This window comes from Formosa sp. Hel1_31_208, from assembly GCF_900104785.1.
Classification (GTDB): domain Bacteria; phylum Bacteroidota; class Bacteroidia; order Flavobacteriales; family Flavobacteriaceae; genus Psychroserpens.
On the sequence record NZ_LT629733.1, the window covers coordinates 2,743,329 to 2,756,305 of the forward strand.

A 12,977-nucleotide genomic window follows, 5' to 3' on the forward strand; every position below is an offset into this window, starting at 1 on the left:
ATTAACTTTACAAATCATCGTAAGGATGTTATACATCCTATAATGAGCGTTTTTTTAAACATTGAATACCCTTAAACATTAATATTGTGCAGTCTAGAGCAGTGCAGCCATTTATATGAAATTTAAAGTCCAATCTGAATTCAAACCCACAGGAGATCAACCCCAAGCCATCAAGCAATTAGTTAATGGCATCAATACCAACGAGAAATACCAAACACTTCTAGGTGTTACGGGATCTGGTAAGACATTTACCGTCGCCAATGTGATTGAAGACGTGCAAAGACCAACACTCGTTTTAGCACACAATAAAACATTAGCAGCACAGTTATACTCTGAGTTTAAACAGTTTTTTCCAGAGAATGCCGTGGAGTATTTTGTCTCGTATTATGATTATTATCAACCCGAAGCTTACATTCCTTCCTCTGGCGTTTATATAGAAAAAGACTTATCCATCAATGAGGAGATAGAGAAGATGCGTTTAAGTACAACCTCCTCCCTATTATCTGGTAGACGGGATGTCATTGTTGTTGCGTCCGTTTCTTGTTTATATGGTATTGGAAATCCTGTTGAATTTCAGAAGAATGTCATTTCATTGGAAGTCAATCAGGAAATTTCAAGAACTGATTTGCTACATCGTCTTGTGCAAAGTTTATATTCAAGAACAGAAGCTGATTTTAAACATGGAAATTTCCGAATAAAAGGAGATACAGTTGATGTGTTTCCAAGCTATGCCGATGATGCATTTCGGATTCACTTTTTTGGTGATGAAATTGAAGATATTGAACAGTTTAATATTCAAACCAATGAAGTGATTGAACATTATGACCGATTGAATATCTATCCCGCTAATATGTTTGTCACCTCACCTGATATTTTACAAGGTGCAATTCGAGAAATCCAAGACGATCTCGTAAAACAGTATGATTATTTCAAAGAAATTGGGAAGCACTTGGAAGCGAAACGTCTGAAAGAACGCACAGAATTTGATCTGGAAATGATTCGTGAATTAGGCTACTGCTCTGGGATTGAGAACTATTCAAGATACCTAGATGGACGACAACCGGGAACACGGCCTTTTTGCTTATTAGATTATTTCCCTGAAGATTTTTTAATGGTGGTTGATGAAAGTCACGTTACCATTTCGCAAGTTCATGCCATGTATGGTGGTGACCGAAGTCGTAAAGAAAATCTAGTAGAATACGGATTTAGATTACCGGCTGCCATGGACAACAGACCATTAAAATTTGAAGAGTTTGAAGCCTTGCAAAATCAAGTAATATATGTGAGTGCCACACCAGCAGATTACGAACTACAAAAAACCGATGGTGTTTATGTGGAGCAAGTCATTCGACCTACAGGATTGCTTGATCCAGTTATTGAAGTACGTCCGAGTTTAAATCAGATTGATGATTTAATTGAAGAGATGCAGCAGCGTATTGAAAAAGATGAACGTACATTAGTAACAACGTTAACCAAACGAATGGCTGAAGAGCTAACGAAATACTTAGATCGGATTCAAATCAGATGTCGTTATATACATAGTGACGTCGACACCTTAGAGCGTGTTCAAATTATGCAAGATTTAAGAAAAGGCGTATTTGATGTCTTAGTAGGTGTCAACTTACTTCGTGAAGGTTTGGATTTACCAGAAGTGTCGCTTGTTGCCATTCTAGATGCCGACAAAGAAGGATTTTTACGTTCTGCACGTTCATTAACACAAACCGTTGGAAGAGCTGCGCGACATCTTAATGGAAAAGCAATTATGTATGCTGATAAAATTACCAAAAGCATGCAAAAAACAATTGATGAAACTGAATACAGACGTGAAAAACAAATCGCTTACAATACCAAACATAATATTACACCAACAGCGTTAAATAAAAGTTTAGATAATGCCTTATCTAAAAATTCAGTAAGCACTTACAGTTATGAATTGGAAGCTGCAAAAGCTGCAGAACCAGAAAGCGAATATCTGACTAAAAATCAGCTCGAAAAGAAAATCCGTGAAAAGCGTAAAATGATGGAGCAGGCTGCAAAAGCTTTAGATTTTATTATTGCAGCTCAATTGCGTGATGAAATTAAGGGATATCAAGAAAAATTAGAGAAGCTTAAGGTATCTTAGTTATACTGTACTTTGAAAATATCAATTAAAAAGTCTGGCGGTACAATTTTATTTGGAAAACTATCCATCAAATCTAGCACGCGATTAATAGATTCATGACTTAATCCCATTCGCAAACCGAAATTATGCAGTTTCACGAGTTCTTTATTAGTGATATCCTGATCTAAATTCATTAATAATACCAATCGATGAAATTGTACGATGCGTTCACTATGTGACTTTAAATGCACATAGCTAACTGGGTGTTCAAATAAATAGTTGAAATCTTCCTTTGAAATATCTAACTGTTTGGCAATGCTAGCTAGAAATTTATATTCAATGGATTTTATATTTTCGTCAGTCTGTGCAAAGGCTATCATTTCAGATAGTAAACTTAGCTTCTCAACACGATTTATCATATTAGAGGGATTCATGATTATTAGTTGTATAAATTTAAAACCTTTGTTTAAAAACTTATCCTAGTTTAATCGTAGGTTATCGAAAAAAAAAGTGCCTTTCGTCGTTGTTTTCTTACGTTCGTGCGTTTTTAATTATTAAAATTCTGTTTATCAGCACATTACAATGACCATGCAGTTCACCGATTTTTTAGGATTAGAAAAATATTATCGATGAACGGTAATCCTGCTTATTCTATATTTTTATGTACTTTCGTTTTATGCTTTTGTCTTTAAAAAAGATTAGTGTTTTAGTGTTGTTTTTATGCGATCATTATGTACTCAGAAACGTATAGCGAAGTTGGATGGCTTTTTGAAATCCATTCTGTAATTTATACGCTGGTAACGTTATAATATAGTGCTGAAACTTTAAGCTTTTTAAAACTAGGAATAAATTAAAACAATAGCATCCTATCAAAGATGTTGGTTGATTTTCTATTAAATAGCCGACCTAAAAACGAATATAATTAATACAATTTCATTGAAGACGAAACACAAAATATGTTCTTAGAGTATATTTTTTTATACTTTTCAATGGCTAATAATTAATCAATAATGGGATTAACTAATAACGACATTTTTAAAAAACTGCGTGTAGCGCACAAATTACGTGACGAAGATATTGTAAAAATTCTTGAGCTTGTAGATTTTAGAATTTCAAAAAGTGAATTAAATGCCTTCTTTAGACGTGAGGACCATCCCAACTATGTTGAGTGTGGTGATCAAATATTACGAAATTTTCTTAATGGATTAGTCATTCATTTGCGTGGCCCAATGCCAAAAGCAAAAAAAAAGAAAGACTAAATTATTTTATCAATTACAACATTGAGTACTAATTTTATTTCATGGAATTGTTAGGAATTTTTGATTTTGTGCTAATTAAAAAAACGGTTTCAAATATTTCAATAACCCCAAGAAGAGGTGTTTAGATTAAAACACATGAACTTCCATGTCATCCATTAGTATTACCGAGTGATAAGTCCGTAGTCTGTTTGTATTATAACAATCATAGGTAACATCGAAATGGTTGATAGAATAGCGACACCCTAAAAAAGTACTGAGCTTACATTTAGAACATAAAAAAAGCGCTCAAATTGAGCGCTTTTTTTTATAATAGTTAAAGTATTAAGCTAAAACCGCTTGTACTTTATCCGCAGCTTCTTGGAATTCTGTTGCGCTCATCACATCTAAACCAGAACTATCAATTAATTCTTTAGCGATATCTGCATTGGTTCCTTGTAAACGCACAATAATGGGTACATTTATGTTACCCATATTTTTATATGCATCTATAACACCTTGAGCAACTCGATCACAACGTACGATACCTCCAAAAATGTTAATCAAAATTGCCTTTACTGCTGGATCTTTTAATATAATTTTGAATGCAGCTTCTACTCTAGCAGCATCAGCAGTACCACCAACGTCTAAAAAGTTAGCTGGTTCTCCTCCTGCTTGTTTGATTAAATCCATGGTAGCCATTGCAAGTCCCGCTCCGTTTACCATACAACCAACATTTCCATCAAGGTCTACATAGTTCAAACCTAAGGCTCCTGCTTCAACCTCTATTGGGTTCTCCTCACGTAAATCACGTAATTCGGCGAGGTCTTTATGTCTGTATAAGGCGTTGTCATCTAAAGTTACTTTAGCATCAACTGCCATAATTTTATCATCACTAGTTTTCAATACTGGATTAATTTCAAATAATGACGAATCGGATTCTACATATGCTTTGTATAATGAAGTCACGAATCTCGTCATGTCTTTAAAAGCTGCTCCAGACAAACCTAAATTAAAAGCTATCTTACGCGCTTGAAAAGGTAATATTCCTGTTGCTGGATCAATTTCTTCAGTAAAAATTAAATGTGGTGTTTCTTCAGCAACAGTTTCAATATCCATTCCACCTTCGGTAGAATACATAATCATGTTGCGTCCATTAGCTCTATTTAATAATACAGACATATAATATTCTTCTGGTTCAGAAGCACCAGGATAGTATACATCTTCCGCTACTAAAACTTGGTGCACACGCTTACCTTCTGCTGAAGTTTGGGGTGTTACTAAATCCATTCCAATGATTTGTCCTGCAATTGATTTAACTTCTTCTAAGCTTTTAGCCAACTTAACTCCTCCACCTTTTCCACGACCACCAGCGTGAACTTGGGCTTTAATCACATGCCAGCCAGTTCCAGTATCCTCAGTCAACTTCTTAGCTGCTGCAACTGCTTCATCAGCATTTTGAGCCACAATACCACGTTGAATACGTACGCCAAAACTGCTTAATAACTCTTTTCCTTGATATTCGTGTAAATTCATAAGGGTTTAAAATTTTAGTTCGTATGCGACTACTTTTGCGAAGTCATTTTTTACGAGCACAAAAATAAACATACTAAAAGATTTTACCAATCTTTTTAGCGAGATTATCATTACGCTAAATTCAATAACAAAACCATTGAATTTTTAAGATTTCCTTATCATTTGTCTAAAAAAAACCAAGTAAATTTGTAGCTTAATTTAAATTGAAAATAATGGAACAAAACACCTTACTACAGATTGTAAAGGACTTCGGAAGTCCGGTTTATGTTTATGATGCTGAAAAAATCACTGCTCAGTATAAACGTTTAACTTCAGCATTTAGTAAGGTCAAACAGTTAAAGTTGAATTATGCTGTTAAAGCATTGTCCAATATTTCCGTTTTAAAATTATTTAATCAACTGGGATCGGGTTTAGATACGGTTTCAATTCAAGAAGTTCAACTTGGTTTAAAAGCAGGCTTTCAGCCTGAAAACATCATTTACACACCCAATGGTGTATCACTAGAGGAAATCGAGAAAGCGGCAAATCTGGGTGTTCAAATCAATATTGATAATCTTTCAGTATTAGAGCAGTTTGGAACCAAACACCCTAAAACACCAGTTTGCATCAGAATTAATCCTCATGTTATGGCTGGTGGTAACACGAATATTTCAGTAGGACATATTGATAGTAAATTTGGAATCTCCATACATCAAATTCCGCACTTGCTCAGAATTGTAGAAAATACAAAGATGACCATTAACGGAATCCATATGCATACAGGTAGTGATATATTAGATATTGACGTCTTTTTATATGCGAGTGAGATTTTATTTGAAACAGCAAAGAACTTCAAGAATTTAGACTTTATTGATTTTGGCTCTGGGTTTAAAGTACCCTATAAAACCGGCGATATTGAAACCAATATTGAAGAACTAGGTGAAAAACTAACCAAACGCTTTAATGGCTTTTGTAAAGCCTACGGAAAAGAGCTCACCTTAGCTTTCGAACCAGGTAAATTTTTAGTGAGTGAAGCTGGCTATTTTTTGACTCGTGTGAATGTGGTTAAACAAACAACTTCCACGGTTTTTGCACAGGTAGACTCTGGTTTTAATCATCTAATTCGTCCGATGTTATACGGATCGCAGCATGAGATTATTAATATTTCTAATCCGAAGGGAAAAGAACGTTTTTATTCAGTGGTAGGCTATATCTGTGAAACCGATACATTTGCTAATAACAGACGTATAACAGAGATTACTGAAGATGATATTTTAGCTTTTAAAAATGCTGGAGCCTATTGCTTTTCAATGGCTTCAAATTATAACTCACGTTATCGTCCTGCAGAAGTTTTATGGTATAAGAATAACGCGCATCTCATAAGAAAACGTGAAACCATCAAAGATATACTTCACAATCAAGTGGAAATAGCACTATAATTAAAAAGGCAAGTCATGACTTGCCTTTTTTTATAGATTTAGTTTTTAATAATCTTTAAGGGAGAATTTATCCAATAAGTATCCTCTTCAATCTTATTATCATTTATGGAAGCTTCTCGCAGCATACTTGCTTTATTGACAAACTTTAAATTGTTAGCAAGTTGTTTATTTGTAAACACTTGTTGTACAAAACTCTCTAAATTGATCCACATTCAAAAACGACAATTCATCCAATTGTCTTCCTGCTAAATCAGCAACATTTCTAATTTTGTATTCTATACCTGTCAACGTTTTGAAATTAGCTAAGTCTTCATCTCCAAAACGATTGACAATACTTACTTTAAGACGTCTTGGAGATATGAGCTTAACGTCATTAATTTTAAGTCGTTCGTCATTATATTTGAATTTAAATCGTCTTTTCTTGGCAATTGTACTTTTATCAATTTTATTACTGAATTTCACCAAAAAGGCTTTTTGCGATGGATCAAACTCGATAGTCTCAATTTTAAAACTGTCTCCACTTTTCACTTTAAATCGATTGTAAAATGAAATATAATTGAGGTACATTTTCCCTCCTTTAGGTTTATATTCCACAGTTACAGAATAAAACGGGCGCTGGTCATTTTTAAGATAACCATTGTATTCTAACTTATGAATTGCGAAGGTGTCGTAAGCGATATAAATTGTACCATCTGCAGTATTTTCTACTCCTGTGACCTGTTCAATCGCATAAAATTTTATTTCATAAATAGGTTTGTCATCCAGGTACATTTTACTTGTGACTCGAAATTCATGATTATATAAAAAGTCTTCTTTAAATACATCAACGAAAGAGAACGACTTCTTCTCGTAGTTTCTAATGGCATTATGAATATTTAAAATGCTTAACTCGTTTCCTCCAAAATCCGAAAGTGTTGCGGCTTCCATGAATTTAAAATTATAATTATCATAAGCCACAGTAAGCATAGAGTCTTGTGGAAATTTCTCATTTTGCTCAAAACTATATATGGCTGTTTGATTGTCTTTATAGAAGACTTTATTAGTTTGAAATCCCGCATCAAACTCTTCCATTATACCTTCATTAAGATTAAAATATTTCTTATTTAATATTTGATAATCTCTATAATAGCCTATATAGGAATGTGGATTTGTGGGATAATTGACGCGCATATTAAAAATAGCGTTCTTGACAATATCTTTTGCTGGAATATAATCTTCTTTTGGTCTTGATTTATTGGCAACTATGGTTACCGCATCCAGCGATTCAATTTGCGGTACCATTTTTAAAATGTTTAGCTGTCCCACAATTAACGTATTTACATTAATTGCTAAAGTTTTATATCCAATACAAGAAATGACAATAATATTATCATTGGTTTTGTATTTAATAGGTAGTCTAAAATTACCGTTATCATCAGCAATGACACCAACATTTTGATCTTTTACAGCAACAGTAGCAAAAACAACAGGCTGTTGTGTTTTACTATCGAGGAGTTGCCCTAATAGTTCTTGGGATTGCGAAAAACCCAAACTTGTGATTACACAAAAAATAATGGTATTAAAACTCTTTTTCATACTACTGTTTAACCGTTCCACGAAAGTGGTTCACATTAGAATTTATAGGATTTCCACTCGATCGTCTAAATGAAGCTAACTGTCCGCAATGCCATATTGCATCTGCTATAGGACCATTTACTTGGTTCCAAAATGGTATTTCATTAGTTCCGAATATGATTTTATATTGTGATATATCATCACTTTCTCTCAATATATCGGCAGCAGTTTTAAGGTTGATGAGTACTTGTTTTCGTTTTTCATTATAACTCATTTCTGACGAATTAATTTTACCATTTGTTTGTTTCAAAGTTGAGTTTACAATGATGTAAGACAAGTCTAAAATATGATCAATGGTTTCAGCAGTTGAGCGCACATCTTCACTGGGCTTATATTCCAAATCGGTACCATTAAGGCCTTCGCTAGCCCAATAAAACCTGAATCCTAAAGCATCTACCATTCTAGCAGCGACTGTTCCTGCAGAAAAGCTTTCTGAATATTCTGGAACTTCATAATAAGGTAATTGTTCGTTGGTATTATCTTGGCTATAAGCTAGTGTTGAGAGTAAAACCAAAAACACAATTAGCGTATTATTTCTAATCATATTTTTAATCTTTAAGTTCTTCGATATTTGTAATGGTTTCGGTTCCATAAGTATCTATTAAATAAACTAAGGAGGTCATAGATGCAGCACCCAATTCTAGTTCGCGCTTATTCACATGTTCAAAAGTATCATTAGAGGCATGATGATGGTCAAAATAGCGCTGTGAATCTGGTCTTAAGCCAGCTAAGACGATATTGTCATCTTTTAATGGTCCAATATCAGCACCACTGTAGCCTTTTTCAAAATAATGTATAAGGTAGGGTTCAAATAATGGTCTCCAGTTTTGTATTTTAGCTAACATTGCATCATTACATTGAAAGCTAAATCCTCTCGGTGTAAATCCGCCAGAATCACTTTCTAGTGCAAACACATGCTTTTCATTTTTGGATTTTGCAACCTCAGCATATTTACGGCCTCCGCGCAATCCATTTTCTTCATTCATAAAAAGAACAGCTCTAATTGTGCGTTTCGGTGTAATACCACTTTGTTTTAATAATCGCAATACATCCATAGATTGGACCACTCCTGCCCCATCGTCATGAGATCCATCTCCTAAATCCCACGAGTCTAAATGTCCACCAACTACAATAATTTCATTAGGAAACTCACTACCGGTAATTTCACCTATAACATTATAAGACTGCACATCATCTAATTGTTTACAATTTTGACTGAAGAAGAATTTTAAGTCTTTCGTTAAGGCTATCATGCCACTTAACAATTCAGCATCATTAGTACTAATAGCTGCAGATGGTATGCGTTGGTTCACTGGCAAATCACCATAACCCATACTCCCAGTATGTGGATAATCGTCTAATCTCAAATTTAGAGAGCGCACAATAGTCCCTACTGCGCCATATTTTGCAGCTTCGGCAGCTCCACGATAGCGTTCAGCTGAGCATCCGCCATAAGCTTCAAAAGTGTTAATTAAATCTGCTTGCATTGGTCGATTTATAAATACAATCTTCCCCTTGATTTGCGCTTCTCCTAAAGTTTTCAAATCTTCATATGATCCTACTTCTATAATATTAGCCTTAATACCACCATTAGGTGTCGCTATAGACCCACCAAGGGCGCAAATATTTACGTTTGTAGTTACTCCTGGAGACGTTTCTATATAGGCGAATTCGGGTGCTCCTCGCACCCATCTTGGCACCATAACAGGCTGTAACCACACCTTATCCACGCCTAATTTTTCAAATTCTTCTTTGGTATATTGTACTGCTTTTTCGGCATTTAACGAACCCGACAGTCGACCTCCAATTTGATTAGACAAGTGATCCAGCCATTGGTAACTCATACCATTGGTTAATGAATTTTTAAATATAGCTTTGACATTTTCAGCATCTGTTTGTGCTGAAATTTGAAAAGATATACAGAATATTAGAATAGTAGTCAATTGCTTCATGTGTTGGTGTTTTAGTGTGAAGCCTAAAGATACTATTTAAACCGATGTCTATTTATAAAGAAATCTTAAAAATCTCACAAGTGAGCGTCTAATTTAAACCTATCCTTCTATTTAGATTGACATAAACACAATGCTTTACCGGTACTTACATTATGCGCCACGTATCTTTTATTCATTTTCAAGTTGTTTTATATAATCTCCAATATTCTTTTTAATATCAGCCTCTAATTCTGGCTCTACAATATCTTTATATTGAATTAGGGTATCATATAAAATTCGTGCGACAATATAACGGGCGGTAGGCTTATCATCTGCCGGAATTGTGTACCAAGGCGCATGAGATTTTGATGTACGATTAATAGCATCTTCATAGCACTCTTGATATGAATCCCATAGTTTACGTTCTTTAAGATCACCTGGAGAAAATTTCCAATGTTTTTCGGTTCTATTTAAGCGTCTTAACAATCTGTTTTTTTGTTCTTCTTTTGACAAATGCAGAAAGAATTTAAATATGATGGTTCCATTTTCAACAATATGCTTTTCGAAATCATTAATTTGACGAAATCGTTTTGTCCAAAAAGCATCATTGACATCATCAATAGACTTAACGTCAGGTAGACTTTCTCCTAAAATATATCCAGGATGCACTCTTGTGACTAAAACATTTTCATAATGCGTTCTATTAAAAACACCAAATTTACCGCGAGCGGGAAGTGCAATATAATGTCGCCATAAATAATCATGATTAAGCTCTAATTCAGTTGGCACCTTAAAGCTATGTACTACAATTCCACGCGTGTTGAAATCTTTAAACACTTCTCTAATCATACTATCTTTCCCAGCTGTATCCATACCTTGAATACAAATCAGGATTGCATATTTACCATGTGCATAAATGGTGTTCTGAAAGTCGCCTAACTTCTCACGAACCTCTTCAAGCTCTTTTTCAATCGCTTTCTTCCTTGCACCTAAATCAAAAGTTGTAGCTACATTTTTTAGTTGAATACTTTCATTGACTTTAAATTGATTGATATTTATGTTCTCCATAATACTTTATTTAGATGCAAACAATTTCACATCAGTTTCACTCACTTCTCTACCGCCGAGAATGATTAAACGCTCAACAACATTTCTTAATTCTCGAATGTTTCCAGTCCAATCATATTCTTGTAATAATTTAATAGCTTTATCTGAAAACTCTTTTTTGACATTCCCTTGTTCTTCAGCGATTTTAGCAGCAAAGTGTTTAATTAGTAATGGTATGTCTTCACGGCGATCATTTAAAGCTGGAACTTTGATTAAGATAACTGCTAATCTATGGTATAAATCTTCTCTAAATCTCCCCTCTTCTATTTCTTTTTTTAAGTCTTTATTGGTCGCAGCGACTACACGAACATCAACTTTAATATCTCTGTCATTACCAACACGCTGAATTTTATTTTCTTGTAATGCGCGTAATACTTTGGCCTGAGCAGACAGGCTCATATCTCCAATTTCATCTAGGAAAATTGTTCCACTATTGGCCGCTTCAAATTTTCCTGCTCTATCTTTAACAGCGCTAGTAAAGGCTCCTTTCACATGACCAAACAATTCACTTTCTATGAGCTCTGATGGTATTGCAGCACAATTCACCTCAATTAAAGGTCCTTTAGAACGTGCGCTTTTTTGATGTAGCCAATGTGCAACAAGTTCCTTACCTGTTCCATTAGGCCCTGTGATAAGTACTCTAGCATCGGTAGCTGCCACTTTTTCTATCATGTCCTTGATTTGTGAAATGGCCTTGCTATCACCTATCATTTCATATTTTTTGCTCACTTTCTTTTTGAGCATTTTATTTTCAACTACCAGCGTTTTTGTATCTAAAGCAATACGAACTGTATTTAGGAGTCTATTTAAGTCTGGTGGTTTTGAAATGTAATCAAAGGCACCCAAACGCATAGTATTTACTGCTGTATCGAGATCGCCATGGCCTGAAATCATGACCATTGGTATTTCTGGTTTTATTTTTTTTACGGCTTCCAGGACTTCAACACCATCCATTTTAGGCATTTTAATATCGCAGAGCACCAAATCAAAATCGGTTTTCTTTATCATTTCAATGCCAACTAAACCATCTTCGGCCTCATCTACTTCATAAGCATCATTTTCCTCTGAAAGTATTTTTACCAAAACACGTCTTATTGACGCTTCATCCTCTATTACTAATATTTTTGCCATTATTATAATTTAAATTTTATTCCTGTTCTTAGATAAAAAGCATTTACATCGTCTAATTTAAAAACTTCATCTCTATTTTCATCACGTAATACATTATTTAACCTAAACGTATAGCCGGCATACATGTAAGCTACAAGGTGTTTTGTAAATAAATATTCATAGCCAAGCCCTCCAACACCTAGAGATAAAGAAATATTATTGACTTTTTTACCGTCTATTAATAGTGGACGCTGAACATGAGCAAAATAACCATCTAATCCTGCAAAGGTTTGAAATATACTTTTTTCGTTAAAAAAATACTTAATATTAGACTTTGGAACACCTACTGAAAACGACCATTTTTCATTCACCCGTCTATAATAGTTTACGAATGGTAATGGAAAAGGAACACCTGCTGTAGTGTTATAGGTTAACCCTAAGGTTAAGCGATAGGGTCTTTTGATTGTTTCATCTTTCGTTCTATCTGTAATTGCAAATGCACCGCCATTTATAAAAATATCATCTGATGTCAAGGAATTTGTTAAGGTAGAGGCGATTCGCGGATTAAATTTAAATCCTAATCTCCAATTCTCACTGGTTTTGAACGTATAACCGATATTTAAGTCGATAACTTGAATAGATTCTATAAGTGACGCATCAAACGGATAATTATCTTCGAGATTGAGTATGATTCTATTATATTCTGCACCAATCACTAAATAACAATCTTCTTTGGTTTTAATAGGATAATTAACAAGCGCTCGTAATCTAGTATATTGATCTTCAGAATTACTTTTAGGTATAAATGAATATTCCAAACGTGCTAAATCCGTAAGTTGTGCAGATGCCGTATGAGCAAAAAAGCCACATAGACTAATGAGCATAACTTTACTGAATGTTTTTAACATAGATATCGTTTGTGTTC

The 12,977-nt window shown here is 34.3% G+C and carries 11 protein-coding genes; 3 read left to right on the forward strand and 8 right to left on the reverse strand.

Features of this window, described 5'->3' with window-relative positions; translation table 11 throughout:
- Nucleotides 1-115: 115 nt before the first annotated feature.
- Complete coding sequence (gene uvrB, locus BLT57_RS12435) at nucleotides 116-2,122, forward strand: excinuclease ABC subunit UvrB (RefSeq protein ID WP_091426099.1); 2,007 nt, start codon at nucleotides 116-118, stop codon at nucleotides 2,120-2,122.
- Here uvrB and BLT57_RS12440 read toward each other — a convergent pair.
- Complete coding sequence (locus tag BLT57_RS12440) at nucleotides 2,119-2,520, reverse strand: hypothetical protein (protein ID WP_091426810.1); 402 nt, start codon at nucleotides 2,518-2,520, stop codon at nucleotides 2,119-2,121. The two genes, uvrB and BLT57_RS12440, sit on opposite strands and share 4 nt — an antisense overlap.
- Nucleotides 2,521-3,111: 591 nt before the next feature.
- On the opposite strand from BLT57_RS12440, the gene BLT57_RS12445 reads away from it, so the two are divergent.
- On the forward strand, nucleotides 3,112-3,360 hold the full coding sequence (locus BLT57_RS12445; RefSeq protein WP_091426100.1) for a DUF1456 family protein: 249 nt from the start codon (nucleotides 3,112-3,114) through the stop codon (nucleotides 3,358-3,360).
- A 321-nt stretch (nucleotides 3,361-3,681) separates the two neighbouring features.
- Here BLT57_RS12445 and sucC read toward each other — a convergent pair whose 3' ends face one another.
- Nucleotides 3,682-4,872, reverse strand: a complete 1,191-nt coding sequence (gene sucC, locus BLT57_RS12450; protein WP_091426102.1) for an ADP-forming succinate--CoA ligase subunit beta — start codon at nucleotides 4,870-4,872, stop codon at nucleotides 3,682-3,684.
- A 212-nt stretch (nucleotides 4,873-5,084) separates the two neighbouring features.
- Here sucC and lysA point away from each other — a divergent pair, with 212 nt between their 5' ends.
- On the forward strand, nucleotides 5,085-6,290 hold the full coding sequence (gene lysA / locus BLT57_RS12455) for a diaminopimelate decarboxylase (RefSeq protein WP_091426104.1): 1,206 nt from the start codon (nucleotides 5,085-5,087) through the stop codon (nucleotides 6,288-6,290).
- Between the two features lie 165 nt (nucleotides 6,291-6,455).
- Here lysA and BLT57_RS12460 read toward each other — a convergent pair whose 3' ends face one another.
- From BLT57_RS12460 to BLT57_RS12485, 6 genes are all read right to left on the reverse strand, one after another.
- Complete coding sequence (locus BLT57_RS12460; RefSeq protein WP_091426105.1) at nucleotides 6,456-7,865, reverse strand: carboxypeptidase-like regulatory domain-containing protein; 1,410 nt, start codon at nucleotides 7,863-7,865, stop codon at nucleotides 6,456-6,458.
- Between the two features lies 1 nt (nucleotide 7,866).
- The gene (locus BLT57_RS12465; RefSeq protein ID WP_091426812.1) at nucleotides 7,867-8,448 is read right to left on the reverse strand and encodes a hypothetical protein; all 582 of its coding nucleotides are present in this window, start codon (nucleotides 8,446-8,448) and stop codon (nucleotides 7,867-7,869) included.
- A gap of 4 nt (nucleotides 8,449-8,452) precedes the next feature.
- Complete coding sequence (locus BLT57_RS12470) at nucleotides 8,453-9,856, reverse strand: M20/M25/M40 family metallo-hydrolase (protein WP_091426107.1); 1,404 nt, start codon at nucleotides 9,854-9,856, stop codon at nucleotides 8,453-8,455.
- A gap of 168 nt (nucleotides 9,857-10,024) precedes the next feature.
- Nucleotides 10,025-10,903: a PPK2 family polyphosphate kinase gene (locus BLT57_RS12475; RefSeq protein WP_091426109.1), complete on the reverse strand. Its 879-nt coding sequence runs from the start codon at nucleotides 10,901-10,903 to the stop codon at nucleotides 10,025-10,027.
- 6 nt (nucleotides 10,904-10,909) lie between these two features.
- Nucleotides 10,910-12,073: a sigma-54 dependent transcriptional regulator gene (locus BLT57_RS12480; protein WP_091426110.1), complete on the reverse strand. Its 1,164-nt coding sequence runs from the start codon at nucleotides 12,071-12,073 to the stop codon at nucleotides 10,910-10,912.
- A 2-nt stretch (nucleotides 12,074-12,075) separates the two neighbouring features.
- The gene (locus BLT57_RS12485) at nucleotides 12,076-12,960 is read right to left on the reverse strand and encodes a DUF6268 family outer membrane beta-barrel protein (RefSeq protein WP_231928699.1); all 885 of its coding nucleotides are present in this window, start codon (nucleotides 12,958-12,960) and stop codon (nucleotides 12,076-12,078) included.
- Nucleotides 12,961-12,977: the final 17 nt, after the last annotated feature.

Excerpts from the sequence above, each read along its gene's own strand:
- BLT57_RS12485 (WP_231928699.1), bottom strand. The coding sequence starts at position 12,960 with ATGTTAAAAACATTCAGTAAAGTTATGCTCATTAGTCTATGTGGCTTT.
- uvrB (WP_091426099.1), top strand. The coding sequence starts at position 116 with ATGAAATTTAAAGTCCAATCTGAATTCAAACCCACAGGAGATCAACCC.
- lysA (WP_091426104.1), top strand. The coding sequence starts at position 5,085 with ATGGAACAAAACACCTTACTACAGATTGTAAAGGACTTCGGAAGTCCG.
- BLT57_RS12480 (WP_091426110.1), bottom strand. The coding sequence starts at position 12,073 with ATGGCAAAAATATTAGTAATAGAGGATGAAGCGTCAATAAGACGTGTT.
- BLT57_RS12440 (WP_091426810.1), bottom strand. The coding sequence starts at position 2,520 with ATGATAAATCGTGTTGAGAAGCTAAGTTTACTATCTGAAATGATAGCC.
- BLT57_RS12460 (WP_091426105.1), bottom strand. The coding sequence starts at position 7,865 with ATGAAAAAGAGTTTTAATACCATTATTTTTTGTGTAATCACAAGTTTG.
- BLT57_RS12475 (WP_091426109.1), bottom strand. The coding sequence starts at position 10,903 with ATGGAGAACATAAATATCAATCAATTTAAAGTCAATGAAAGTATTCAA.
- sucC (WP_091426102.1), bottom strand. The coding sequence starts at position 4,872 with ATGAATTTACACGAATATCAAGGAAAAGAGTTATTAAGCAGTTTTGGC.
- BLT57_RS12470 (WP_091426107.1), bottom strand. The coding sequence starts at position 9,856 with ATGAAGCAATTGACTACTATTCTAATATTCTGTATATCTTTTCAAATT.
- BLT57_RS12445 (WP_091426100.1), top strand. The coding sequence starts at position 3,112 with ATGGGATTAACTAATAACGACATTTTTAAAAAACTGCGTGTAGCGCAC.
- BLT57_RS12465 (WP_091426812.1), bottom strand. The coding sequence starts at position 8,448 with ATGATTAGAAATAATACGCTAATTGTGTTTTTGGTTTTACTCTCAACA.